The sequence below is a fragment of the Pantoea sp. JK genome (genome assembly GCF_026130245.1).
Lineage (GTDB): Bacteria > Pseudomonadota > Gammaproteobacteria > Enterobacterales > Enterobacteriaceae > Pantoea > Pantoea trifolii.
This window is the reverse complement of record NZ_JAINFN010000007.1, coordinates 1-24,967: the sequence shown is the minus strand read 5'-3', so window position 1 is coordinate 24,967 and position 24,967 is coordinate 1. Positions and strand designations below refer to the sequence as shown.

28 protein-coding genes and 1 tRNA gene are annotated in these 24,967 nt (G+C 52.5%); 11 read left to right on the top strand and 18 right to left on the bottom strand.

All coding sequences use genetic code 11. From position 1 onward, the window contains the following. Positions 1 to 61: 61 nt before the first annotated feature. Positions 62 to 1,321 carry a cation:dicarboxylate symporter family transporter gene (locus tag PanJK_RS15715; RefSeq protein ID WP_265300986.1) on the bottom strand — a complete coding sequence of 420 codons (1,260 nt, stop codon included), beginning with the start codon at positions 1,319 to 1,321 and terminating at the stop codon, positions 62 to 64. A gap of 110 nt (positions 1,322 to 1,431) precedes the next feature. Then, complete coding sequence (locus PanJK_RS15710; RefSeq protein ID WP_222185866.1) at positions 1,432 to 1,857, bottom strand: VOC family protein; 426 nt, start codon at positions 1,855 to 1,857, stop codon at positions 1,432 to 1,434. A 203-nt stretch (positions 1,858 to 2,060) separates the two neighbouring features. On the opposite strand from PanJK_RS15710, the gene PanJK_RS15705 reads away from it, so the two are divergent. Further along, positions 2,061 to 2,963, top strand: coding sequence for a LysR substrate-binding domain-containing protein (locus PanJK_RS15705; protein ID WP_265301329.1), 903 nt, complete (start codon positions 2,061 to 2,063; stop codon positions 2,961 to 2,963). 22 nt (positions 2,964 to 2,985) lie between these two features. Here the strand turns inward: PanJK_RS15705 and PanJK_RS15700 are convergent, their stop codons facing one another. From PanJK_RS15700 to PanJK_RS15670, 7 genes are all read right to left on the bottom strand, one after another. Beyond that, positions 2,986 to 3,594 carry a flavin reductase family protein gene (locus PanJK_RS15700; RefSeq protein WP_265300980.1) on the bottom strand — a complete coding sequence of 203 codons (609 nt, stop codon included), beginning with the start codon at positions 3,592 to 3,594 and terminating at the stop codon, positions 2,986 to 2,988. Between the two features lie 20 nt (positions 3,595 to 3,614). After that, entirely contained in the window at positions 3,615 to 4,055 is a 441-nt protein-coding gene (locus PanJK_RS15695) for an SRPBCC family protein (protein ID WP_265300979.1), read from the bottom strand. A gap of 33 nt (positions 4,056 to 4,088) precedes the next feature. Continuing rightward, positions 4,089 to 4,769 carry an NAD-dependent epimerase/dehydratase family protein gene (locus PanJK_RS15690; RefSeq protein ID WP_265300976.1) on the bottom strand — a complete coding sequence of 227 codons (681 nt, stop codon included), beginning with the start codon at positions 4,767 to 4,769 and terminating at the stop codon, positions 4,089 to 4,091. 1 nt (position 4,770) lies between these two features. Next, positions 4,771 to 5,430: an NAD(P)H-binding protein gene (locus PanJK_RS15685; RefSeq protein WP_265300974.1), complete on the bottom strand. Its 660-nt coding sequence runs from the start codon at positions 5,428 to 5,430 to the stop codon at positions 4,771 to 4,773. 48 nt (positions 5,431 to 5,478) lie between these two features. Further along, positions 5,479 to 5,865 carry a nuclear transport factor 2 family protein gene (locus tag PanJK_RS15680; RefSeq protein WP_265300972.1) on the bottom strand — a complete coding sequence of 129 codons (387 nt, stop codon included), beginning with the start codon at positions 5,863 to 5,865 and terminating at the stop codon, positions 5,479 to 5,481. A 68-nt stretch (positions 5,866 to 5,933) separates the two neighbouring features. Continuing rightward, positions 5,934 to 6,317 carry a nuclear transport factor 2 family protein gene (locus PanJK_RS15675; protein ID WP_265300970.1) on the bottom strand — a complete coding sequence of 128 codons (384 nt, stop codon included), beginning with the start codon at positions 6,315 to 6,317 and terminating at the stop codon, positions 5,934 to 5,936. 1 nt (position 6,318) lies between these two features. Further along, complete coding sequence (locus tag PanJK_RS15670) at positions 6,319 to 6,969, bottom strand: TVP38/TMEM64 family protein (RefSeq protein WP_265300967.1); 651 nt, start codon at positions 6,967 to 6,969, stop codon at positions 6,319 to 6,321. A gap of 85 nt (positions 6,970 to 7,054) precedes the next feature. On the opposite strand from PanJK_RS15670, the gene PanJK_RS15665 reads away from it, so the two are divergent. The 4 genes from PanJK_RS15665 (at position 7,055) to PanJK_RS15650 (ending at position 10,302) form a co-directional block, all read left to right on the top strand. Then, positions 7,055 to 7,696, top strand: coding sequence for a TetR/AcrR family transcriptional regulator (locus PanJK_RS15665; protein WP_265300965.1), 642 nt, complete (start codon positions 7,055 to 7,057; stop codon positions 7,694 to 7,696). A gap of 64 nt (positions 7,697 to 7,760) precedes the next feature. Then, the gene (locus PanJK_RS15660) at positions 7,761 to 8,342 is read left to right on the top strand and encodes a TetR/AcrR family transcriptional regulator (RefSeq protein ID WP_265300963.1); all 582 of its coding nucleotides are present in this window, start codon (positions 7,761 to 7,763) and stop codon (positions 8,340 to 8,342) included. A gap of 55 nt (positions 8,343 to 8,397) precedes the next feature. Next, complete coding sequence (locus PanJK_RS15655; protein WP_265300961.1) at positions 8,398 to 9,501, top strand: alkene reductase; 1,104 nt, start codon at positions 8,398 to 8,400, stop codon at positions 9,499 to 9,501. 57 nt (positions 9,502 to 9,558) lie between these two features. Beyond that, positions 9,559 to 10,302: an SDR family oxidoreductase gene (locus PanJK_RS15650; protein ID WP_265300959.1), complete on the top strand. Its 744-nt coding sequence runs from the start codon at positions 9,559 to 9,561 to the stop codon at positions 10,300 to 10,302. Positions 10,303 to 10,375: 73 nt separating this feature from the next. Here PanJK_RS15650 and PanJK_RS15645 read toward each other — a convergent pair whose 3' ends face one another. The 6 genes from PanJK_RS15645 to PanJK_RS15620 all read right to left on the bottom strand — a co-directional run bounded on the left by PanJK_RS15645 (position 10,376) and on the right by PanJK_RS15620 (position 15,068). Next, on the bottom strand, positions 10,376 to 10,810 hold the full coding sequence (locus PanJK_RS15645; RefSeq protein ID WP_265300957.1) for an SRPBCC family protein: 435 nt from the start codon (positions 10,808 to 10,810) through the stop codon (positions 10,376 to 10,378). A gap of 353 nt (positions 10,811 to 11,163) precedes the next feature. After that, entirely contained in the window at positions 11,164 to 13,488 is a 2,325-nt protein-coding gene (locus tag PanJK_RS15640) for a phage/plasmid primase, P4 family (protein WP_265300955.1), read from the bottom strand. 14 nt (positions 13,489 to 13,502) lie between these two features. After that, on the bottom strand, positions 13,503 to 13,826 hold the full coding sequence (locus PanJK_RS15635; RefSeq protein ID WP_265300953.1) for a DUF5375 domain-containing protein: 324 nt from the start codon (positions 13,824 to 13,826) through the stop codon (positions 13,503 to 13,505). Next, positions 13,823 to 14,047 (bottom strand): hypothetical protein, encoded by a 225-nt coding sequence (locus PanJK_RS15630; protein ID WP_110867847.1) that lies wholly within the window; start codon positions 14,045 to 14,047, stop codon positions 13,823 to 13,825. Before PanJK_RS15630 ends, PanJK_RS15635 begins: the two co-directional genes overlap by 4 nt. Beyond that, entirely contained in the window at positions 14,044 to 14,583 is a 540-nt protein-coding gene (locus PanJK_RS15625; RefSeq protein WP_265300949.1) for a host cell division inhibitor Icd-like protein, read from the bottom strand. The genes PanJK_RS15630 and PanJK_RS15625 overlap by 4 nt, the downstream gene beginning before the upstream one ends. Positions 14,584 to 14,801: 218 nt before the next feature. Next, entirely contained in the window at positions 14,802 to 15,068 is a 267-nt protein-coding gene (locus PanJK_RS15620) for a helix-turn-helix transcriptional regulator (protein ID WP_265300947.1), read from the bottom strand. A gap of 628 nt (positions 15,069 to 15,696) precedes the next feature. On the opposite strand from PanJK_RS15620, the gene PanJK_RS15615 reads away from it, so the two are divergent. The 3 genes from PanJK_RS15615 to PanJK_RS15605 all read left to right on the top strand — a co-directional run bounded on the left by PanJK_RS15615 (position 15,697) and on the right by PanJK_RS15605 (position 19,726). Beyond that, on the top strand, positions 15,697 to 15,966 hold the full coding sequence (locus tag PanJK_RS15615) for an ogr/Delta-like zinc finger family protein (protein WP_265301328.1): 270 nt from the start codon (positions 15,697 to 15,699) through the stop codon (positions 15,964 to 15,966). Between the two features lie 413 nt (positions 15,967 to 16,379). Beyond that, a complete protein-coding gene (locus PanJK_RS15610; protein WP_265300945.1) occupies positions 16,380 to 17,348 on the top strand; it encodes an AAA family ATPase in 969 nt (322 codons plus the stop codon). Between the two features lie 17 nt (positions 17,349 to 17,365). Next, positions 17,366 to 19,726 (top strand): S8 family peptidase, encoded by a 2,361-nt coding sequence (locus tag PanJK_RS15605; protein ID WP_265300943.1) that lies wholly within the window; start codon positions 17,366 to 17,368, stop codon positions 19,724 to 19,726. A 37-nt stretch (positions 19,727 to 19,763) separates the two neighbouring features. Here the strand turns inward: PanJK_RS15605 and PanJK_RS15600 are convergent, their stop codons facing one another. Then, positions 19,764 to 21,032: a tyrosine-type recombinase/integrase gene (locus tag PanJK_RS15600; protein WP_265300941.1), complete on the bottom strand. Its 1,269-nt coding sequence runs from the start codon at positions 21,030 to 21,032 to the stop codon at positions 19,764 to 19,766. 164 nt (positions 21,033 to 21,196) lie between these two features. Further along, a tRNA-Leu gene (locus tag PanJK_RS15595) sits at positions 21,197 to 21,281 on the bottom strand. A gap of 273 nt (positions 21,282 to 21,554) precedes the next feature. On the opposite strand from PanJK_RS15595, the gene PanJK_RS15590 reads away from it, so the two are divergent. After that, positions 21,555 to 22,064 carry a DUF2501 domain-containing protein gene (locus tag PanJK_RS15590; RefSeq protein ID WP_265300939.1) on the top strand — a complete coding sequence of 170 codons (510 nt, stop codon included), beginning with the start codon at positions 21,555 to 21,557 and terminating at the stop codon, positions 22,062 to 22,064. 45 nt (positions 22,065 to 22,109) lie between these two features. Here PanJK_RS15590 and PanJK_RS15585 read toward each other — a convergent pair whose 3' ends face one another. Next, on the bottom strand, positions 22,110 to 23,486 hold the full coding sequence (locus tag PanJK_RS15585) for a PLP-dependent aminotransferase family protein (RefSeq protein WP_256698314.1): 1,377 nt from the start codon (positions 23,484 to 23,486) through the stop codon (positions 22,110 to 22,112). 110 nt (positions 23,487 to 23,596) lie between these two features. On the opposite strand from PanJK_RS15585, the gene PanJK_RS15580 reads away from it, so the two are divergent. Further along, on the top strand, positions 23,597 to 24,076 hold the full coding sequence (locus tag PanJK_RS15580) for a carboxymuconolactone decarboxylase family protein (protein ID WP_265300937.1): 480 nt from the start codon (positions 23,597 to 23,599) through the stop codon (positions 24,074 to 24,076). A gap of 95 nt (positions 24,077 to 24,171) precedes the next feature. After that, positions 24,172 to 24,807, top strand: coding sequence for a hypothetical protein (locus PanJK_RS15575; RefSeq protein WP_265300935.1), 636 nt, complete (start codon positions 24,172 to 24,174; stop codon positions 24,805 to 24,807). Positions 24,808 to 24,967: the final 160 nt, after the last annotated feature.

Genomic DNA, 24,967 nt, shown 5'->3' with positions numbered 1-24,967 from the left:
CTCAAAGCAGACGTAAAGTAGCGTTACAGGGAACATACAATGTTCCCCATTAATTCTCGTATCAGCGTTTATTCAGGTCCGGCTGAGAGCCTTCAAAGGCCCGTGGTTCTTTTTCCCATCTGTTAATGACCAGTGGAGCAACAACGTTCCCCAGCACGTTGAGGGTCGTAGTACCGCTGTCGATGATACGGAATATCCCGGCTATCAGGGCAACGGCATCAAGCGGCAGTCCCGCAGATGCCAGAGTAGCGGAGAGGATCAGAATGGCGAAACCCGGTACACCGGCCGCCCCTTTCGAGGTCAGCACCATCGTTACCACTAAAATGACCTGCTGCATCAGCGTCAGGTCAATACCGTAAAGCTGAGCGACAAATATGGTTGCCACACCGAGAAATATCGACGCGCCGTCAAGGTTAAAAGCATATCCCACGGGCACCACGAAGCTGACGATCCGCCCCGGTACGCCATAGCGCTCGAGCTTGTACATCAGCTGAGGCATCACCGCTGCAGAAGCGGCGCTTGAAAATGCCAGCACCAGTTCCTGGCGAAAATGCTTTATCAGCTTAAAAACGTTTTCGCCGATCAGCGCACAGATTTCGCCCAGCACAATCACGGCAAATAAAATCAGCCCCAGATAGACGGTGCCAATTAGCTTGAGCAGCGGCAAAAGGGAGGCAAAACCAAACGTGGACACCGTGGCACCAATCATTCCGAACACGCCAACCGGCGCGTATGCCATGACGATCGACACCACCCTGAACATGCCATCGGATACGCTCTGGAGAACGCCGAGGATAGGTGCCGTTTTGTTCCGGGGAAGGCCATTAAGTGCCAGGCCGAACAACACGGCAAAGAACAGAACTGACAGGAGTTTGCCCTCAGAAAGCGCGACAAACAGGTTATCAGGCACGATATTCTGCAGAATAACCAGAGCGCCGCGCGCCGGCTCCATCTTCATATGCCCGTCGCCGTGCGTCATTCCCTGAATACTGGTGCCTTCGCCGGGGGAAATAAGGTTAGCCAGCACCAGTCCAAAGACGATAGCCACTCCCGTCACGGTAAAAAAATAGCCGAGCGCCTTCACGCCCATTCGCCCGAACGACCTGTTGTCACCACTTCCGGTTATGCCCAGAATCATGCAACAGAAAACAATCGGCACCACGACCATTTTCATCATTTTGATAAAAATATCGCCAAGCGGCTTGAGGATTTCCTGGCTGACCCACTGCTGATACTCGGGGTGCGTATTGAAATACCAGCCCACAACGATTCCAAGTGCAAGACCAATAACAATCTGCCACACCAGTGTTATTTTTTTCATTACGCCCTCGGTTTGAACAGGAGCAACCTCCGCCTGAATGAGACAGAAGCCACGCTAAAATAGTCGGGTGAAGGTGTGATGTGGCACGGCCTGGAGCCGTGCCGGGAAAGTTATTTCGCGAAAAGCTGACTCATATCCTTGAACGCCTTGAACTCAAGGGCGTTACCACACGGATCGAATAAAAACATGGTGGCCTGCTCGCCAACCTGTCCCTTAAAGCGGATGTAGGGTTCGATGACAAATTTAGTGTTAAAGGATCTGAGGCGTTCGGCAAGGGCCTCCCACTCCTCCCACTTCAGGATGATGCCAAAGTGCGGGACAGGTACGTCATGACCATCGACGGAGTTGGAATGCACGCTCTCCTGCGAGGCGGTTTTAGGATGTTCGTGAATGACCAGCTGATGACCATAAAAGTCAAAGTCCACCCACTGCTCGCTTGAGCGGCCTTCACTCAGGCCAAAGACCTCGCCATAGAAATGACGTGTTGCTTTCAGGTCGTATACGGGTATCGCCAGATGGAAGGGGGAAAGGCTCATTTATGCATCCTCAGTAAGAGTATCCGCCGGTTTGCGGCAGGATGAATAGTTTCGGGAGGCGTAATGTTAAATGCGGATTGAGAGTCAAAAGGCTCGCATGCATTAACATTACCGTCACAAATGAGCTTATGAATAATTTAATTTGATTAAAATCAATTTATATCTTTATATATAACAAATAAAATTTGTGAGTTGTGGGCGTGATGATCCGTGAATTGAAAACGTTTCTGATGGTGGCAAAGGAAGGGACTTTTGCCGCGGCAGGCAACAAAATCGGGCTGACGCAGGCGGCCGTCAGCGCCCAGATGCAAAGGCTGGAGGCCGATTTAAACTTTCCGCTGTTTGACCGGTCGGGAAGAAACGCTCGCCTGAATCAGAAAGGCGTGCAGCTGGTCTCTCAGGCGCAGGAGCTTCTCTCGCTGTATGACGGTCTGGGTGAGCGACTGAACCGGTACACCCCCGGTAAAACCATTACGATAGGCGCCATTGCCTCGGTACAGCGAACCCTGCTTCCGGATGCGCTGACGACGTTCTGCAGACAGAGTGCCGGCTGCCGCATACGCGTTATACCAGGCCTGTCGATGGACCTGATTAACCTTGTTGACGCAGGCGAAATTGATATGGCCGCAGTGCTGAAGCCCCCTTTTGCACTGACGGCGGGGCTGCAGTGGAGCACGCTGGCCCATGAACCTTTCCATCTTATCGTGCCAAAAGGTGTTGCCGGTAACGACATAGCCGCGCTGCTGAGCGCCCAGCCCTTCATCCGCTACGATCGTTCCTCGTTTGGCGGGCGCCAGGTTGACCGTTTTCTTCGCGAAATGGGTCTTTCGGTCAACGAAATCTGTGAGGTTGACGAGCTTGAGGCCATCCTCAAGCTCGTCAGTAACGGCATGGGCGTTGCCCTGTTGCCCCGGACCGCCACCTGGCGGCGCTGGCCGGCGTCCGTCAGGGCAATTGGCCTCGGAGATAAGGTATTTTACCGGGACGTGGGGCTTATTCACCGCCCGCTTGAAAACCTTGACGAAGACGTCCGGCGGATTTCAGAGCAGATTATCCTGCTGGCAAGCCGGCAAACGCCTCTGGCCACAGCCGGAACCTCATGCTGACGTGGTGACGCACACATGAGGTTTAGCCCTGCGGCGCACCTGGCGTCAGCTGCGGCGCATCGTGCACCTCCACAGCCTCTCCGGTAGCGTAAAAGTGTCCGCCCGCAATGTAGTGCAGGCTTCGCCAGTCTGCGGCTCCCCTTTCAAACTGCCAGTGGCCGTCCTTAAAAGCGCGACTGTCCGCCCAGGCCCCTTTGATCTCGCCGATGAATAAATCATAGGTCTGCTGGTTATGCTCTTCAGGAATGAGTTCGCAATACAGCCACGCCGCACATCCTGAAACCCCCGGCACATCCGCGCCGGGCAGCGCAAACAGCGATACGCCAGACTGCGTGAGCTTATCCGCTTCGCAGGCCAGCGAATGTGAGCCGAGGAAATGCACGAGTGATGCCTGGGCTGCCACCGGCACCTGAATCACAAACGAACGACTTTTTTCAATCAGCTCTCGTGTGTATGCGGTTTTGTCCAGCACGACGGTCAGCCGCGCCGGATCGTAATCCAGCGCGCAGACCCATGACGCCGCCATGACGTTGTCCGTTCCGTTATAGCGCGCTGAGACCAGCGTCGCCGGCCCGTGATTTATCAGCCTGTAGGCTTTTGCCGGCTCGACAGGCACGATGTGTTCATTCATTTCCGGACTCCATTGTGCTGCTACTGGTTTTCAAGGTAGGCAGCGAGGCTGAGGTGGCCTGACTTTATCAGCGCCAGCACGCTCGCTTCCATTGCCTGCACATCGCTACGGGATCGGGACTCAAAAACTGCCTGCCATACGATGACCGTTTCGTCGCGATCGCTCAGTGGAATAAGGCTGACCGAAGCCACATAGTCATCAACGGCCAGCGGCGCTTCAATAAAGCGATACGAGAAGGCCCGCTTACCTGCATCCAGCATGAGGAGCTCTTCGCGCAGGACGTCGCCATTTTCAAGTACCAGCCGGCGCCGGCAGCCCGGGCGCCCGTCGGGCTGATTATCTTCGATTTCGCTGCTGCAGATAGCAGGATGCCAGTCGCTGATGCGTCCGAACTGGCTGAGCGTCTGCCATACGCGGTCCGCACGGGCGTTAACCACGGCATTAAAGTTCACTTCTGACATTACGGTTCCTTCTTATCATTCATCTTCAGAAAATTATCCTGCAGAATTTATTTCACCTGCAGAAACAATGTGAATGCCCGGCCTGGGTGGAGTCACCGCTCTGAGGAGATGGCGGGCTATGTCTTCAGCCGGGCTGAGCTGCCAGCTGCGTGGCAGAACCGGCGATAAGAGCCTGAGCACCTGCTTCAGCGCCGTTTCACCCGGGCGGAATTCAGCCCGATCGCCGGCAATAACGCCGGGGCGGACCAGCGTCAGTGAGGTAAAACCTTCGTGCCTCAGCGCCTGTTCAAGCTCCCCCTTCAACCGGTTATAAAAGAATCGGGAGCGGGCATTTGCGCCGGTCGCCGAGGTCAGCGCGAACGCAGAGGCGCCGCCATTACGCGCCAGCCGGGCAAACCTCAGAGGATAGTCATAATCAACCCGCCGGAATGCCTCCCGGCTGCCGGCTCTGGCAATGGTGGTGCCGAGCGCACAGATAACTGCGTCAACGCGCCACTCCACAGCGTCAGCGTCGGGGGCATCAAAGTCGATCAGGGGATTAATAAGCCGGGGATGGGCTGTGGCGCACCATGCAAGAGGTTTTCGCGTCGGCGCAATGACGGTACCGATGTGCGGGCTGGACATCGCCTGCTGCAGGACATGACTGCCCACGAGCCCCGTTGCGCCGAGCAGCAGCAGCCGCATATCCGGATCTGAATCAGCGGACCTGCCCATCTCAGCGTTCCGCCATCTGCTGAACCGCCTTTCGTACCGGCACCTCACCGTCGGTCAGCTCAATGATGACGCGGCTGACGCGGGGCTGAGCGATAATTTCAGCCAGCGTGGCCGCCACGTTATCCCGGGAGACCTCCCCGTAAGGTATGGCCAGCCCGGCGCGGACATATCCTGAACCCTTGTCATCCAGCAGCAGGCCGGGACGCAGAATGACCCAGTCCAGCGAGCTTGCGGCCAGCACGACTTCTGCCTGCTTTTTCACCCGCATATAGTTTTCAAATGACGCCGAGGTGGATTCATTTCTTGAGGCCTCCGGAAAGGCCGAAACCAGCAGGAAGCGCGAAATGCCAGCCAGCGCGGCTGCCTCTGCGGCCGTCTTAAGCCCTTCTCCGTCAATGGCGCTCGTCATTTCCGGGCCACCTTTGCCGCCGGCACCGGCTGAGAAGACCACCACATCGCAGCCTCTCATCATGGTCGCCAGGGCGGCGGCATCCAGCTCCGTCAGGCTCCCGCTGACGGGCTTTGCTCCCTGCAGACGAATTAACTGCGCCTGCTCCGGCTGACGGTGCAGCGCATGAACAGCGTGCCCTTTCTCCGTAAGAATTCTGGCCAGGCGCAGGCCCACCTTGCCTGCGCCGCCGATAATAAACACTGTACTCATGGATAACTCCTTTGCGTGACCTGTTTTTTGCTAAAAAACTGCCGCCAGTCAGCCCGTAAACTGGTGATAGACTTTCGCAATCACCTGCCAGCGACCGTCGATGCGAATGAGGGTCAGGTAGTCGTTATAGTCGGCGCCGATAGCATCCTTTTCCATGTCCACGCGCACCACCGCCGTGGTCAGGGTGATGGCCAGCACATCCAGATGCGTTTCAATCCCTGGCGCGCTGCCGTTTTCACGGACGAATTTATACAGGTTGTCGACAGACCCTCCCAGCAGCTCACCGTCAGTAAAACCGTACATGACGGCGTCCTTGTGAAACGCTTCTGCCACCGTTTCGGCGCAGCCTTTTTTCAGGCCGTCAACGTAGCGACGCGCCGTGTCGAGAACGGCCTCATAGGCAGAAACAGGGACGGTTTTGATATTCTGGCTCATGTTTTTCCTCACTGGGTTTCGCCGCATCTGGCGGTCAGACGCGACGGATGAAGGGGGAATGGCTGATGTCAGGAAGCGGCGTGGGTATGGTAAATTTTGCTCACTACGGTCCAGCGCCCGTTGACCTTCAGCAGGTTGAAAAAGTCCGTGAAGCGAAAGCCCGAAATATCATCGGTATCGACGCGCGCGCTTGCCGCGGTGCCTGCGATATCAACGTGCACGATGGCGGCCTTCGCTTCCGGGGATGGGCGGAAAGCGGTATCGATGGTGTCGAAAAGTCCCTGAATAGGACCGCCGGTGAGGTTTGCATCACCGTCAACGCCAAAGATGGTGGCCTGCTCGCTGAACGCGGGCTTCATTATTTCGCTTTTGGCCTGCTTTCCACCTTCGTTGTACTGGCTTAGCACTTCCACGATGGCGCTGTATTCCTGAACATAAGTTACGTCGGTCATTTCATCTGTCTCCGGTTTTGTTGTGGCGGGTATCCGCAGGGATGCCCGTAATTCGCTTGAACATCTTGTTTATGACGAACAGCAGCATCAGTCCCGCCGCAACGGCGGCCATGCCGGTCAGCACATCAGCGCGCTGTAAAACGTCTCTGACGCTGAAACCGCCGTGCAGAAGCACCTGTAAGTCAGAAATAACGCTTCCGGCAGCGGCATAAACATACGTGCCGGGGATCAGTCCAGCCACCGTCGCTGTCGCATATTTTCTGAACGATACGCCGCTGATCCCCAGCGCGTAGTTCAGCGGCGCGAAGGGCAGAATGGAGCTCAGACGCAGCAGCAGGATCAGCAGCAGGGCGTTGTTCTTCGACAGTGAAAGCAGGCTATTCAGGTAGCGGTGGCGGCTGGCGGCGCGCGACGCTGCCGGAAATAACTGGCTTTTGCTGATGCAGAAAGCGATCAGTGCGGAGGTGGTACCCGCCAGCAGAGCCAGCGCAGTTCCGCCCGCCGCGCCAAACAGCCACCCTGACAGCGCGGTCAGCAGGGAAGCCGGAAAAAAAATCAGCGTCACGGCGACAAAAATAACGAAGTACAGCACTACCCCCGCCGCGCCGGCGGACTGCAGATAGTGGCTGAGCGAGAACGCAAGATCTGACATGTGCCTCATGTATTTATGTAGTAATCACTATGTAATGTTATTATTGTATAGTGATCGCTATGTAATGTGTCAAGAGAATGATTTTATGCCCGACGTGAAGACGAAAAATTCAGAAGTCAGCAGTGAAAAGCCTAAAGGGCGGCCGCGCAGCTTTGATCGCGACAGGGCCCTGATCAGGGCCCTGGATATCTTCTGGCGTAAAGGCTTTGAGCCCGCCTCAGTTGCCGAGCTCTGCGCTGCGATGGAAATTAATCCGCCGAGCCTGTACTCCGCCTTCGGTAATAAGGCGAAACTTTTCATGGAGGCCGTGAGCTATTACGAAAGGGTCTACTGGAAATCAACCTGGGAGCGGCTTGAAGAAGAGCCCGATATTACCCGGGCGATTGATAACTTCTTCAGTGAAGCGGCAGACATTCTGCTTTCCCCTTCAGCACCCTGCGGCTGCATGGTGGTGCTTGCGGCGATCAATGTCTCTCAGGAGTCCGCTGACGTCGTTGAAGCGGTCAGCGTGCTCAGGCAGGAAGGAAAAGATCTGTTTGAAAAGCGTCTGCGCAGGGCTGTCACGGAGAAGCAACTGCCGTCTGATACCGGTACCGCCGCACTGGCTACCGTTCTGAATACGCTTCTGGAGGGTATGTCTATCGAGGCCAAAGACGGGGCCACGCCGGAAAGCCTGAGCGCAACCGGGCAGTTTGCGTCTCGATTGCTGCCACGTGAAAAATTCTGATCGCACAAAATGCAACCTGCGAAACTAGACGACCGGTCAGTTTTATCGTTATGCTACCCGGACTATGAAAAAACAAGCGGCTAACGTGCGTCAGCACATCATTGATGTTGCCCGGACGCTTATTACACATAAAGGCTATAGCGCCGTCGGCCTGGCTGAGATTGTCAAAGCCGCTGGCGTGCCTAAAGGTTCGTTCTATTACTACTTCCAGTCCAAGGAAGAGTTCGCTGAAGCCCTGCTGGAAAATTACTTCACCCACTACCTTATTCAGGTTGAAGAGCAGCTGCGCGGCAGCGAACCGGCCAGAGAGCGCCTGCTGCGCTACTTTGCATTCTGGAAGGTCACACAGGGTGCCGATCTGCCTGAAAGCAAGTGCCTGGTCGTTAAGCTCGGGGCAGAAGTCTGCGATCAGTACGACAGCATGCGAAGCGTTCTGGCAAGCGGAACCCGTGAAATTATCCTTCGGATCACGGCGTGCATACATCAGGGGCAGAGTGATGGCTCACTGCCGTCCGAAGTGGACGCAGAGGCCCTTGCTGAAGAGCTTTACCAGCTCTGGCTGGGCGCGTCCCTGATGGCAAAAATTCACACGCCTGATCAAGCGTTTGATAAAGCAATGAGTGCAACAAAGCGGCTGCTCGCGTAGCCGCGTTTTTTTCTACCAATTTACTAGTCGACCGGTCAACTATTTAGGAGTAACCATGACTGATAACAGTACCCGTACAGATCTCTTTTCCCCCGTGGCAATGGGAAGCCTTCAGCTTGCCAACCGTATCGTTATGGCGCCTGTTACCCGCAGCCGTTACGGCGAAGATGGCGTACCTGATGAGCTACATGCAACCTACTACGCCCAGCGTGCCAGCGCCGGCCTGATTATTTCTGAAGCCACCAATATCTCAGCTCAGGGCCGTGGATATGCGGCTACGCCGGGGATCTGGAGCGAGGATCAGGTTGCCGGCTGGAAAAAAGTCACCGATGCCGTTCACGCAGAAGGCGGAAAAATCGTCTGTCAGCTCTGGCACGTGGGCCGTTTTTCAAGCGTTGAACTGCAGCCTGACGGCGAGCGTCCTGTCGCTCCCTCTGCAATCAAGGCCGAAGGCCAGACCTATACCGTCAATGGCTTCGTACCGGTATCGACGCCACGCGCGCTCGAAACCGACGAGATCGCGGGCATTATTGAGCAGTATAAGCGTGCCGCAGAAAACGCCCTGCGCGCAGGTTTTGACGGCGTGGAAGTGCACTCTGCAAACAGCTATCTGCTCGATCAGTTCCTGCGCGACTCAACCAATCATCGTACCGACGCCTACGGCGGCTCTATAGAAAACCGCGCGCGCCTGACGCTGGAAGTCACTGAAGCGATCGTCAACATCTGGGGCAATGACCGCGTAGGTATCCGACTGTCACCGGTAACGCCTGACGCAGGCAACACGCCGCCGGACAGCAACGTGATGGCGATGTATGGCTATCTCATCCAGCAACTTAACCGTTTTAATCTGGCATACCTGCATTTCGTTGAGGGTGCCACGGCAACGTCGCGTGACGTACCCGCCGACGTGGATATGGATGCGCTGAGCGCGCAGTTCAGCGGTCCGTTCATCGGTAACAACAACTATGACCTCGAAATGGCGATCAGCCGCCGTAATGCAGGAATTATCGATGCCGTTGCCTTTGGCCGCCTGTTTATTTCCAACCCGGATCTGGTTAAGCGTCTGCGTTATAGCGCCGAGCTGACCATCGCGCCTAAGGAAGCCTACTACGGCGGCGGCGCCAAAGGTTACACCGACTGGCCGGAAGCGAATTACTGATAAATACAACCGGCGGGATCTGCCCGCCGCCTGTACCTCATCCCAAAGGATAAGAATATGAATCATCTGCAGAACAAAACCGCTGTAATTACTGGTGCATCATCGGGCATTGGCGCCGCGACCGCGCTGGAACTTGCACGTCATGGTGTGAATATCGTAGCCGCAGCACTGGATCAGGCCGGCCTCAATAAGCTGGTAAAGGATATTGAGTCAGCCGGCGGCCATGCTTCCGGTCTGGTGACGGATGTGACTCGTCTTGAAGATACACAGGCGCTGGTAAAGCATGCTACCGATACCTTCGGTACCGTTGATATCCTGATTAACAACGCCGGGCTGATGCTCTTTTCAGCCTGGAGTGACATTGCGTGGGACGACTGGAACAAGATGGTCGACGTCAACATCAAGGGCTATCTGAACGCTATTGCGTCCGTTCTCCCGGTTATGCTCAGCAAAAGTGACGGCCAGATCCTGAACATGGCTTCTGTGGCAGGCCACCAGGTTGACGCCGGCGCGGGTGTGTACAGTTCGACCAAATTCTTTGTTCACGCCATGACGGAATCGATGCGTAAAGATCTGGGCGTGAATAAGGGCATCCGCGTCAATACCATCAGCCCTGGCGTTATTAACACGGGATGGGCTGATAAAGTGAGCGATCCGGAAGGGCGTAAGGTGGCGCAGGAGCTGACAAAAATTGCTATCAGCCCGCAGGATGTGGCAAATGCGGTGGTCTATGCACTCAACCAGCCCAGAAATGTGACCGTTAACGATCTCATCGTGTCCCCTACTAAGCAGAACTGGTAAATCAACAATGGCAGCCGGCTGGCTGCCACTTCATCTCTGAATCTCTGAAATAAAAGACGTCAGCCTATCGACGTCAGACCGACGCGGTCTGCAAGGCTTTAATTCCAGCCCGATAAACATCATTTTCCAGCACCCTGCGCATCTCGCTGCATAAGTCCGGTTTGCAGTTAAAAGAGGCTGACCAGACAACATGCGTGTGTCCCGGAGTGCAGGTTGGCAGCAGCTGAATGGTGGAGAGATAATTTTCAACAGGCAGAGGTGCTGTTTCAAAGGAATAGGTCAGCAGGTATGCTTTGCTGTCTTTACGGATTAATTTTTCGGTTCCTGTGGCTCCGTTTCCAAGGGTTACGCGGCGAATGGCTCCTACCACATCTTCTGTGCAACCCTCTTCGAACTCACTGCTGACTACGGCAGGATGCCATGCTGACAGAGCGTGAAACTTTTCAATAATTTCCCAGACTTCTTCAATATTGCGCGGTATAACCAGCGATGCGACAGTGCTTTCCATGATTCTCTCTTCAATTTGATTACGACCACAAATCTTTTTGTATCGGTCACTATGTAATGTGTTTATATTTTTAGTGATCGATACATAATAAGTCAACTGGATTGTCTCTCAGCCAGATACTTTGAGTGCTCATAAACACCAATATACTGATTATTGAATAACATAGACCTAATTGCTTCCTGCAACACCACGTCCAGTTTTCGCTCAATGCGGCCCTAAATCTTATTAGTAGGATCTGATTAAAAAACGCTCATATAAAGAAGTGAATAAATTTCACAGGCGGCCTGTAAGATTCTAACGGCCACCTTTAGCGCAAAAAAACCGGCTTTCGCCGGTTCTAAATATTATAAATTTCAGGTGGCATCACACTTAGGCAGCCAGTCGCTGCTGCTTTCTTCCGTCAGATCGAGATTGGTCTGCATCCCCAGCTTCGTGCGCCGCTTCAGATAATGGTGCCCGTACTCGCGCATAATGCTTTCCAGCGACAGACTGAACATCTTCATGCTGAGTGGATTCCTGTAGCCGTTCGCCTCCATGTAAGCCAGATAGGCATGGTAAAGATAACGCCTTGGCTGAAGCGGCCTGATGCTGGCGTTCCCCATGTAAAGCGAATTAGGCTCCGGCGTGGTGAACAGGTAGCCGCAGAAGTCCACCATCGGATCCGCGTCGCGCTTGATGCGCATCGCCTCATCGGAGTTCTGCTGCGACTGAAGCAGCACCCTTGCGTCCTGCGGCTGGCTGAACTGCTGCATCAGCTGGCGCACGATAACGGCCAGCTCGCCGCTGATTTTTTCCTTCAGCTGCGGGTCGCGCTCGTTTGCCGGGATGATTTCCGGGAAGTGAAGGATAACCCGGCGGCGTGATACGCCACCGCTGCGGTCGGTAAAGCGCATCGGATTGTTGTTTACCGCCAGAATCACCGCCGGAATGTGCGTTGAGTAGGCATCGCGGTATTTCGGGTCCACGGATACCGCGTCGCCGCCGGTAATCGCCTTAATGCCCGCACCGTCGCCGCTCCACTTCTCCTGGTCGGGCAGAATTATCAGCGAGAAGCCAATCACCGCCGCGCGCTCGCGCGAAGACTCCAGCGTCTCGATGGTCGCGGAGGTGGTGTTGTCCGTTCCGGCCAGCATGGTGGCGATTTCGGCCATGATACTTTTACCGCTGCCGCCGGGGCCCGTCACCTCCAGAAACAGCTGCCAGTCGTAGCGGTTCGCCAGCACCATAAACAGCGCGGCGAGAATAATATCGCGCTTTGCCGCGTCGCGTCCGGCGGCGCGGTCCAGCCACTGCCAGAAGTGCGGCGCGTGGGCTGCCAGCGTCTCGCCCTTAACCGGCGGGGTAAAGTCCACCTCGCTGACCGTGCGCAGCCAGAAGCGTTTGCTGTGCGGGCTGAAGCTGCCGGTGCGCGTATCCAGCACGCCGTTGCGGAAACCTATCAGGCGGCGCGCCGGGTCGGACTGCTGCGGCAGCATCAGCTTCAGCGTGTCCACCACGCCTGAAATCTTGCCCGCCGAGAACGGCGCGCGCAGCCGCTGGAACAGCTTCGCCACGTCGCGCTCAAACTGCTTCCCCGAAATGACTTTCCACGCGCCCGCCCTGTAGCGTGACAGAATTTCGCCGCTGGCATCCACCGCCAGCGCGTTGCGGTAATGCTCAGCAACGCGCTCCGCCTTTTCGCTGGCGCTCATCGCCGAAAACTCCGCCTCACTCATCACGTCAAACGGGCTGGCGGTGGCGGGCGCGGCGGCCTCAGCAAGCGCCTGCTTTGTCGATACGTCGCCGTGCTGCACAAAGGCGTCGTTCCAGTCGCCGAACACGGGCGGCAGCGCGACGACGGCCTTACTGACATCAGCGGCCTTCTTCGCCTTATCCTGACCGTTGCCGTTAAGGTCGCGGTCGGCGGCAATCATCAGCTGCAGCGTGGCGTGCTTTTCACGGGCAAGGCCAGCCAGAGAAAGGAGGTTGCCCGATGAGAGCGCAACCCACACCTCATCACCGGTCAGGTTATGCACCGTCAGGCCGGTTGCGTAGCCCTCTGCAAGCCAGATGCGCTTTGCCGGCTTAGCGCTGCTGAGAACGTGGCAGGCGCCTTTCACCTGGCCGCCCTTGAGCGTGCGCTTCTCTCCGCTGGCGTTGATAAGCTGCACGTTAACCAGCTGGCCGCTCATGTCGTGCAGGGGCACAACTAAATCGCCGGTGCGGTAGGACGTTAACGCCACCTTATGCGCCTTCGAAAGCGTAAGGCACGCCTGCTCTGGCAGCCCCTTCCGGGACAGGTAGGCGTTGCCCGCCGTTTCCTTTGCCGTGCTGACCAATTGCTGCGCCAGTGCAGACGCTGCGGCGCGGGATGCCTCGTCCGCTTCGGGACCGGCAGCCGTAATAATATCGACCTCTACCGGCGGCAGGTTGCCGGTCAGGTCGTTTACGCGCGCGGCGGCCTCTATGAACGTAATGCTGAGCGCCTTTTTCACCAGGTCCATGCCGTCACCGGCTCCGCACTGATTACAAATCCACGTGCCGCGCCCGTCTATATCGTCGAAGCGAAAGCGGTCCGTTCCCTGACAGACCGGGCACGGCATGTGGCGGTTTTTGATTACCTTCACGCCCAGCGCGGGGAGTATGCGGGGCCAGTGGCCCCGGGCTGCGGTGGCCGCCTCTGATACGGTCATTTTCATCGTTCTGTTCTCCCTCAGTGCAGCACTGGCGCGTCTGTCATGCGCCCGCAGAGTTCATCCATCATCACCTGGCCGAGAAAGCTCAGGCGCGGGGCCGACTTCAGCGGCCCGGAGGACAGCAGGTCATCCAGCAGCGCGCAGGCAATTTCCTGACCGCGCTTCCGCCCATGCTGGCGCAGGTAAAAGCCCTCCAGCTCGGTTTCGATGACGTGCTCAAGGCGCGCCAGCGTCAGGCCGGGGTAGCGCTGCTGCTCACGGCAGACGGTCAGCCACGCGCAGGCGACGGCGCGGCGTGAAAGCGCGGCGCGCAGTTCAGGCGAAAGGGTGCGGTCTTTCATGATTCAGCCTCCGCGTTCATCCAGTTGTTCTGGCAGCGCGTCACCACGTCATCCAGCTGCTCGGTGATGAGAAAGACCAGCGAAGCCAGCTGCGCGCGCTGAGCGGGCTGCGGCAGTTCGTGACACTCCTGAAAGGCGGTCATGTCGCTGACGAAGCGCCCGGCGTTACGCAGGTGCTCAAGGCGTACCAGGTCGGCGTGAGAAATCGTGGCGTGAGTCATGCGCGCACCTCCCGAACCGGCAGGCGGGCGGCAAAGGACAGCACGTAGTCGCGGGCCAGCGAAAGGCGTGCGGCGCGCTCATCGGCGGCAACGGTGCGGAGCATATGAATATGCTGCTGACGCTCGCAGCGGCGGACGGCGGCAAAGACGAAAACAAACTGAGGGTATGGGGAATTAAGGACCGTAGCCATGATGACAGTCTCCTGTGAATAGCGGTTAACGCCACCACCGGAGTTCCTACACTCATGGGTGGTAGCCCGAACGGGGGTAGGAATACCGGCTTCACAGGATACCGGCCAGCCCGAAGGCTGCCCCGCCCGGGCCACCATTACGCAGACGGCGCAACGGATACAGAACCGTTGCCCGAGAAATGGGTGCACTGAGGCATGGACACAAAAAAAGACGCATGGCGCGTCTGGTGTCGCCTGTGAATTACGCGGGTTCCTACGCCCGGCTGTCGATTTTGCGACAGCGAAATTACTGTACCAGGGAATGGCCCCGGCGCGCAAGCCGGAGGTAGCAGTTAAAAATGACATCAGGCAACCTCAGCAACTGGCGGGAGAAATGTCGCCACGGGAAACAGTCCGGATAACGTAGGACGGGATGCCTGTGCTTTGCAGGCTGAAGTCTGGCTTCGTTGCGCAAAAGCGCTGCGGCTGTAGCGGTTTACCCTTCCCGGCGCCAGTCGCATGCACAGGCGGCATTGTATGCGCGACAGAGGGGTGGCGTGATTTACCGGCATGGTTCAAAAACCTCATACGGTACGCTCCTGACCACGCGCTGCAATGCGATCGCTCATCCAGACGCTGATTTCGCTGGCGAGCCAGGCCACGTTCTTGCCGCCAAGCGACACCTGCGGCGGGAAGGCGTTGCGGCTGATAAGGTCGTAAATGGTGGAGCGGGACAGGCCGCAGACGTGCATGACTTCCGGCAGTCGCAGGAAGCGGTCGTTCAGCACCGGGTTCACGGGTAAAGCCGGGGCCGCAGGAGCGGAGGAGTTTGCGGATAATACGGTGTGCATGAGCTACCTCTTATTGAGTCCGTGGTGATACGGACAGATACGTCCGGAGTCGGGTAGCTCTTTATTCTCAGCATATCTACTGCCAAAGCAACAGGGCGAAAGGATGCTGCGGCTGGCACAAATGTGCAAAAATTAGCCGCCTGTTTTTTGCGCAGGTAAATATAGGGCAATATAGACCAATAGTGCCGAGATGAATTATGCAAGTCGCTTTTAATGATTAATCCTTGTTGAATCAATCGAAATAAACACTCAAAAAGGTTTATCTGCATAAAAGGCAGGTGAAGCATGGTGAACACCGGGTGAAGGGATAAATATTGATTATTCACACTTTAATATACTGTATTTACTCTCTTTTTTATTAAGGTGAAGAATGGTGAAGGATATATATAAATTTAAAAGTTGAACAGGGAGCCAATATGTCACCTTGCCGCCAGCCAGAAGAAGGTTATTTTGTCTGGGCCATCACACAACGCCATCCGATAGCTCGCCTGTGCCAGCAACGGCACAATGCATTCACCGGAGCCGCTAATGGCTCTCCCTCTTCGAAGAAAGCTAACGATAACGGCTTTTATAAACCGTTAACTCCAGCCTGTACGGTGACTGGCGTTAAACAGAAGGATAAAACGTGATGGCAATGAAATGCCCTGAATGCAGCATGACCGCACACACGCGTACGAGCGAATATCAGACAGGTACGTTAAAAAAGACGTGGTATCAGTGTCGTAATATCGACTGCTCCTGCACGTTCACAACGCTTGAGAGCCTGGACACCATCATCATGAAACCTCAGAAGGTAGCTGAAGACATCCCTGAGAAAGAATCACCGCCACCACGGCAGACGCTAAACCGTTATGGATCAGCCAGCAGGCTTTCGAATCGCCAGAACGCCCCCTGCTGAGTTTTATCAGCAATACCTGACCGGCCATCGTGCCGGTTTTTTTCATCTCTTTTCTCTGGCAAGCCTGATTCGCATGAGTGCATGCCTATGCTGCATGAAAACGCATGAATAAATGCAGCTGAGTTTATGCAATTCAGGCCAGCAGTGGCACGGCCTGAAGGGACTCATGCAGCCGCATGAAAACTGCTACATAAAGCGGGCAGGCGTGGCGGGGGTACGAGCGCGCGCAACAGGTGTAAATGAATTGGAGTTGCCATAAAAAGAGACAATGCAACCATGTAGGCTGGGTATCGTTAAAGCCTCAATGTAAATGGTATACTTAGATTCATAGGTGCTTGAGCTAAGCCTGTTTCAGGCTCATTAAGATAATTGAGATTTTTTTGGAGAGGGAACAAATGGCCAGAGGCGAGTTGATGAAAAAACTTTTGGCTAGTTATGGCAACGATGATGAATTTCGTTTAGTTGCTGAGAGAATAATTAGCGAAGAAGAGAAAAAAAATAACAAAGTTCTAGCCAATAGCCTAAGAAGAACACTAGAGAATAGTCGTGCTACAGAGCCGAACCACTCCCTAAAAGGTCTGGAAAAATTCTCGCCGATGTACGAGGGTAATAATGATTTTGTGGAGAGAGTCGAGCCTAGTAACGCCCACAAAGAACTTATCCTTTCGTTTGACAATGTTAGAATTCTTAAAGGATTAATTGAAGAATATAGATATGCTGAAACTATTCGGAAAAATGGTTTACCACTAAGGACAAAGCTTCTTTTTTGCGGGCCTCCAGGTTGTGGGAAAACATTAAGTGCTGAGGTGTTTTCATCTACACTTGGCCTCCCTATGTTTGTTGTAAAATTGGATAAATTGATTTCATCTTACCTAGGTGAAACCGCCACAAATATTCGATCTATTTTTGAGTTTGCTAATAATAAACCGTGCATTCTTTTTTTAGATGAGTTTGATGCTATTGCTCGTTCTAGAGAAGATGGAAATGAGCACAATGAATTAAAACGTGTAGTAAACAGTTTACTCCTATTTATAGAGAGACTATCTCCAAAAGGGTTCATGATTTCTGCAACAAATCTTGATAAAAGTATAGATCCGGCGGTATGGAGGCGCTTTGACGAAGTCATATGGTTTAAACATCCTGACAAAGGAATGATTAAAAAATTTTTAAAAAGCAGACTTAAAAACATTCATCATGACTTTGATTCAAATTCATATGCCGATGTTCTGAATGGTTTGAGCTTTTCTAGTTTAGAAAGAATATTAAACCAAGCAATTAAGTATATGATTATTAGAAAACAAAGAATATTGCATGAAAATTATTTAGTTGATGCGATAAACGATGAGTATCGCAGAAATGGTGGTGTTGAAAAAATGCTATAATTTACAAGGAGAAATTTATGGCTGAGTATGAACATTTACGTCTAATCAAGGTCCCAGAGCAGTTTGAAAGAAGAAAAAAAAAGGGTTTTGGTTCTGCTCCTCACCGAACGACACAGCAAAGAGTTACTCATGGTACATCATTAGTAAACCAGATCGATACTACCGTCACTTACATAAGAAGTAAAAGACGACCAGAATCCATAAATCCTTCATTGATTATGAAGGTAAGGTATATGGGTTCAGCAGCAGACGAAGATTGGGAAAGATTGGGCCTGCATGTTCTTTCCCATGACGAGGATAGAACATTAGTCCTATTTTCTTCTAGCGATGAACTTTTATCGCTAAGAGAAAGAATAAATGCTTATTCCAGCCCGGTCCCACCCAATCAAGCAAACCCATCCTATAACAATTTCATTGGCAACTTAATTTCTGTCGAAACAATCAGTGCTAAAGATAGGATTGGATTAAGACTCAGAGAAGAAGGAATTACTTCTATTGATGACTTTAACGAACAAGAATCTTATGTTGTTGATATAGAGTTATGGGACTTTGGTGGAAGAGTTGACCGAGAAGCAAAGCTTGAAACAATTAAAAATTTTGTAGTTAGGAGTGAAGGGGAATATCTTGATTCGTATGTTGGCCCCTCTATATCATTACTAAGAGTAGAATGCAAAATATCTTGCTTAAGAGATATTTTGGAAATACCTGAGGTGTATTCTGTAGATCTACCACCGTCACCGGATCTCTCAACTGGAACATATCTAAATTTAGATATAGAAAACAAACCAGAAATTCACGATGCTTATGATGACTTGCCAATAGTGGGAATTATCGACAGTGGCGTTAATAATCATCCATTCTTAGATGGTGCGTTAGTTGGTGGTTTTTCACTTATTAATGATGATGGCGAGGATGTATGGGGACATGGAACTTCTGTAGCAGGAGTGGCTGCATTTGGAGACTTTAGACATCAACTTAGTCAAGGTAATAGCTTAACTCGTTATGCAAAAATCTGTTATGCAAAAGTAATCGACAATACAGGTCATTTTCCAGAGGAAATTGTCATTCCAAAGCTTATGACTGATGCTATTAACGGTCTACACGAGCGCTTTAATTGCAGAATATTCAATATTTCTTTAGGAGATCCCAAAGCTCCCTTTGATGGAAAAAAAAATGGGCAATGGGCATCAATACTTGATGAATTAGCTAGAAGACTTGATATTTTAATCATCATATCAGCTGGAAATGGTAATTCATGGGGAGGAAATCCAGAAGATTCTATCAATAACTATCCAAACTTTTTATTAGATGAGAAAAATCGTTTTTTAGAGCCAGCAGGTGCAGTTAATGCGTTAACCGTTGGTTCCTTATCTCACGGCGAAGGCATACCAAGAAACTTAGCCCCCTACGTTGGCGTTTTACCCACAGCTAAACTTGATGAGCCTTCCATTTTTACTCGTGTTGGTCCAGGTGTTATGGGGATGTGCAAACCTGATGTTGTTGATTATGGCGGTACCGCTTTATACGACTCAGCAATACCCGCTGTCAGGAACGGCGGAAATATACCAGAGGCAGGGATAATAAGTTTAAATAACAATCACATAACAAGCTTACTTAAAACGTCCTCTGGAACCTCAGTAGCAGCTCCAATGGTAGCTAATAAAGCAGCAATCCTGTTAAAACAACTGCCCGGTTGTTCTGCTAACTTGCTTCGAGCTCTTTTGGTTAACTCATGTAATCATCCTTCGCATAACCAAAACAGAATTGATTTATTAGAAAATAAAACCAAAACCCACATTTACGGCAAAGGCATTGCAAACATTAAAAAATTAATATCATCTGAAGATAATAGAGTAGTTCTCTATGCAGAGGAGGCATTGCAGCCAGACTATTTTGCTGTCTATGAAATACCAATAACAGATATATTTAAAAATACTACTGGTAAGAAAACAATAAAAGTAACCCTTGCTTTTGACCCTCCAGTTAGACATACAAGAAAAGATTATCTTGGATGTGAAATGAATTTTAGACTAATTAGAGGAGCAACAGCCCTTGATGTCTTTAATTTCTTTAAGGTTAAAGATGAAGATAATCAGTCACCTGAAATGCCAAATAGAAATAATTGCGGCCTACTTCCCGGTCCTAATTCTAGGGATTTTTGTACCGTTCAATCGGCCTCAGTGACATATGATAGAGCTATGCAATCATATGGAGAAACATATTACTTAGTAGTTAGGTGCCAATCTGGTTGGGCTGATTTTATCCAAAGCCAAAGATATGCACTAACTGTGGAGTTATCTCACTCCGATAACATTAATATTTATCAAACCATTCAGCAAAGAATTCAGCCTCGAGTTCAGAACAGAAACAGAATATAATATTTATGGCAGGCAAAGCATTTTGCCTGCCATAAATTTAATAAGATGGATTTAATCTTTTAGCAAAATCATAAGGTGAAATGAATCGACTTTCATTTTCATATAAATAATCGGCCCACCATTGCATCATTACTCTTCTTTCATCTAAGTGTTCCGAGGTATGGATATAAGCTGCACGAACATTATTCCTTTCTGAATGGCTTAATTGGCGTTCAATTGCATCCTCGCTCCATAAACCTGACTCACCTAAAGCACCGCGAGCCATTGTTCTGAATCCATGCCCGCAAATCTCTGTTTTGGTGTCATAGCCCATCGAACGCAAAGCTGTATTAATTGTATTTTCGCTCATAACCTTCTGAGGATCATGATCGCCAGGAAACAAGCGTGGGTTGTCACCGCTCAGTTTTTTAAGCTCATCAAGAATAGCTGATGCCTGTCGGCTTAACGGAACGATATGTTCTTCTTTCATCTTCATGCCGCGGTGTGAATATCGAACGCCCTCAATTTCTTCACGCTTAGCCGGAATACGCCAGCTAGCCTTTTCAAAATCGAATTCATCCCATCGGGCAAAACGAAGTTCGCTTGAACGCACAAAGGTAAGTAATGAAAGTTCAACAGCGATGCGAGTAATAATTCTCCCACGATAAGCACTGAGGCGTTCTAGGAACTCAGGGAAGCGGCTAAATGGTAGAGCAGGATAGTGACGTGCTTTAGTTGTGGATAATGCCCCGACCATATCTACAGCAGGATTAGAGTCAATATAATCGTTCTGAACGGCAAACCGCATGATTGCAGTTACGCGCTGCTGTAGACGTTGAGCAACGTCATGCTTACCAGATGCATCTATTTTTTTTATTGGCGCTAATAAATGACTAGTTTTCAGCTGACGAATATCAGCGGTTCCAATGTGAGGGAATATATAAAGTTCTAGATAGCGAAGAACTCGTGAGCGATGATCATCACTCCAGCGCTTATTGCTGTTATGCCACTCGCGAGCGACTGTTTCAAACGAGTAAGCACCAGAAATTTCCGCCTGTGCCTCTTTTTGCTCAGCTTTGGGGTCTATCCCCTGCCCTAACAGCCTCTTTGCATCATCACGCTTAGCCCTAGCATCGGCCAGCTTCACTGTAGGCCAAACACCAAAAGCAAGCCGGTCTTCTTTTTTGTCAGCGGGACGGCGATATTTCATGCGCCAGTATTTGGCGCCTTTAGGCGTGATCTCGAGATACAGCCCGCCGCCATCAGCGATTTTATAGGTTTTGTCTTTGGGCTTGGCGGTTTCGACCTGGCGGGCGTTGAGCTTCATTTTGGGGGCACATTTTCAATCGAAGAGTAAGTGCCCCTTATTATGCCCCCACAGATCCCCGGATTGCAACGGATGTGCTCGGACGGATTTGGACCAAAAAAAAAGCCTTTCGGCTTTAATTTTAGTAACTTGCGGACTGTTACGGAAGTTCTCGTATCTTTAAATGGTGCCGAAGGCCGGACTCGAACCGGCACGTATCTCTACGGTTGATTTTGAATCAACTGCGTCTACCGATTTCGCCACTTCGGCACTGAAGAGGATGCGGAAAACGTTGGGGATTATACCGTTACGAGCAGAGTGCGCAACCGGAATCGTTAGGGATGTGCGCTAAGCGTTGAAAAAAACAGCGTTTCGCAGATAACTGCTTGTTATACCGTCAATCCCACTAACCGAATTACAAAAACAAAAACCCAGAACGTTCCCAATTTTCCCCAATCCGCCCGCTTAACTGGAACTTTCAGCAGTCAAACCTCTCTTAACCAAAACTGACGCAGTCAGAACATAAAAGACAACGAGGTTGAGATGAAATTACAAGGCATGATTTGGGGATGGGGCATCGCGGCAGCCATGGTTGCGGGGAGCGCATCCGCGGCAAGTTGGCAGGATCAGCTGAGCAGCGCGGCATCGCAGCTGTCGCAGCAGAACAACAGCACCAGCAACACCAGCACCACGCAGAACGGCGGCATGTCGCTCTCATCGCTCACCGGCCTGCTGAACGGCGGCGATAAAGCGGTGAGTTCCAACAGCATGACCAACGCTGCAGGCGTGATGTCGTATTGCGTGCAGCACAACGTGGTGGATAACAACGTGAAGTCGGTGAAAGATCAGGTATTGAGCAAACTCGGCCTGAATAGCACCACCGCGCAAGAGCAGAAAACCGATTATCAGCAGGGTTTGCAAGGCTTGCTCAACACCGGCAACGGTCAGCAGCTGAACTTGCAGAGTCTGAGCAACTCGCCGATGGGTGAGAAGCTGAAAACCAAAGCCTGCGACGTGGTTCTGAAGCAAGGCAAAAAATATATCGGCATGTAAGGACGCGCCGGTATCAAGGCGCGAGCTGTCCCTCGCGCCTTTTCTTTAACCCAATAACGCTCGCGTCTCCTGCACCGTTCTCTGCAACAACTCCCGCGCCTGCTCCACCGATCGAATATTGGTATAGCCAATCACCAGGCCATAACGTTTCTGCGTCTGCATATACCAGCCGGAAAGCGGCAAGACGCGCAGCTGATGCCGCTGCCAAATCGCCGCCAACGCCGCGTCCTGCGTGCCGCGTGGCAGGAATGCGACAATGTGCATGCCGCCATCGGTCAGTTCAAAATCAAACACATCCGGGAAACACGCCTGCAAGGCATCCAGCATCATGCGGCGTCGCTGCTGATAAAGCGTGCGCATCTTTTTAATGTGGCGATAGAAATGCCCTTCGCTCAGGAACTGCGCCAGAATCTTTTGCGGCAGCAGCGACATGCCGGTTTCGAGGATTTCGCCCAGCTCGCTAAAGCGCGCGATGGTCTCTTTCGGCATCACCAGATAACCCACGCGCATCGCCGGCATCATGGTTTTGCTGAAGGTGCCGGTGTAAATCACTCGATCGTGCACATCGAGACTTTTCAGCGCCGGAATCACTTTGCGCGTGTAGTGGAACTCGCCGTCGTAATCATCTTCAATGATCCAGCTATCGTTATTCTGCGCCCACTCCAGCAGCTGATGCTTGCGTGGCAGCGATAAGGTTACCGCCAGTGGGCTGTGATGCGTGGGCGTGACGATGGCGAAACGCGCATCGGCGTGATAGCGCAGCAGATAATCCACATCCATACCTTGCCGATCGACTGGCACGTAATGCAGATTCGGCGCGATGCGCTTCAGCAGTTTTTGTCCGAAGAAGTAGCCGGGATCTTCAAACATCACTTTGTCGCTCGGCTGCGCCAGCACCGCCAGAATCAGTCGCAGGTTGGCGCGATAACCACTGGTGATAAAGATCTGTTCCGGCTGGCAGTTGAGCCCACGCGATATATTCAGATAGCTGGCGATGGCTTCACGCAGCGGCTGATAACCCATAATTGGCGGCAAAATCATCTCATCCGCACGCAGGGTTCGCGCTGCTTTGCCGGAAATCAGCAGCCACTTTTTATGTGGAAACGCATCCAGTGCCGGGATGCCAAGCCGCAGCTCGCCTTTGCTCTCGCGCTGGATTAACGCGCTCACTGACGGCGCAGGCACTGCCGTTTTTCCGGTTGTTTCCGGCAGAATCAGTTCGGGATTAACACGCGTGCCTTTCGCGCCCTGACTGACAAAATAGCCTTCGCCGATCAGGATTTCATAAGCAGCTTCCACCGTTTTTCGCGCCACTTGCAACTCACTCGCCAGCGTACGGATCGCCGGGACGCGGTCGCCCGGCTTCAGCTGCCCTGCAAGAATCTGCTGGCGATATCGCGCATAAATCTCTTTATATCCCACGCCATGTCCTATCTGTTTTCACGTTTTTTGACCCTTTTCACTCAGACATGGAAGTTTAAGATGCCCGCATTACCTTCGCATTGAAAAACGACTGACCTGAGGATAAAAACATGACTGCACGCGTTAACCACTTCAAAACCGTTCCGACACTGGTCAAAACCATGTCCGATCTCTCTATGAACGTCAGTAATGTTTCATTAGAAACCTCACTGAAGCATCTGGTCGATCTGCGCGCCTCGCAGCTCAACCAATGCGCGTTCTGCGTCGATATGCATGTGAAAGAGGCCAAACTGCACGGCGAGCGCGAGCTGCGTCTGCATCACGTGGCGATCTGGCGCGAATCGCCGCTGTTCACTGCCAAAGAGAAAGCGGCGCTGGCGCTGACCGAAGCACTGACGCGTCTGGGCGATCACGGCATCGACGAAGCGCTGTACAACGAGGTACGCGCACACTTCTCTGAAGTGGAGACCAGCGAACTGACGTTCTGCATCGCGGTGATTAACACCTGGAACCGCCTGATGGTGCTGTCGCAGATGACGCCGGGCGCACTGGACAGCGCTTATGGGTTGGATCGTGCTGATTTACGTTAATTTTTACCGCCAGTAGCCCATGCTGCTGGCACCACCATGTTCAACTGCGCTGCCTGAGGCTATAGTGAGATTTTGCACCACACAGGACAGCGCACATGAAAGGCATCAACATTGCGATTTACTTCGATCCCGACCAGATTCACATCTGTGTTCACCAGCAGGATGATAGCTATCTCAGCCAAACCTTTATTTACGACGACAGCGTAATTGAAGAGATTTATCAGTGGCTGGAGCAGTTCACACCTAATCGCACCCACATTTGCCTGATTGAGCACGATACCGCCGATATCCTCGCCGATGAGTTGGTGGATAACGGTTATCACGTCCATCAGGTCACGCAGCACGATCTCTTGACCTGGTTCGCCAACGAACCGCCTGCCGAACCCGATGGTTCACCGGTGCGCGCGCTGCTGCGTTATCTGGAGAGCGAGCAGCCATCCGAATACCAGTCACGCACGCCACAGATTGAAGCCTTGATGGATCTGCTGGATGAGCTGGACGATCTCGAAGGTGTGGATGAAGTCGAAGATGAAGACAATCTGCCGGATGACGTGCTGCGCCTGATGAAGCAGAAGAAGTTCAGCGCGCAAGACGCCGCCCAGCGTTTGCTGCCCGATGTGAATGAGCGCATTCGTGAGCATTTGATCAATTATCCCGAGCTGATGACACCAGAACTGCTGCAGGATTTCTTCCCCGAGTTGATCGAGGCACTGGATACGCCGAAGCATTGATGTTCGGGTAGGTGCGGCGTCTGACACGGTCGCCATAAATGGCGTAATGCTCGTCAGTTAAGACTTAATCATGCCGGAACGCATAGCGTTTCGGCTTCTTTTTCACCGCTCGCGGATAATGTCTCGTCCGCCGGGTTGGCAGCACGAAGCTTCCCGCCAT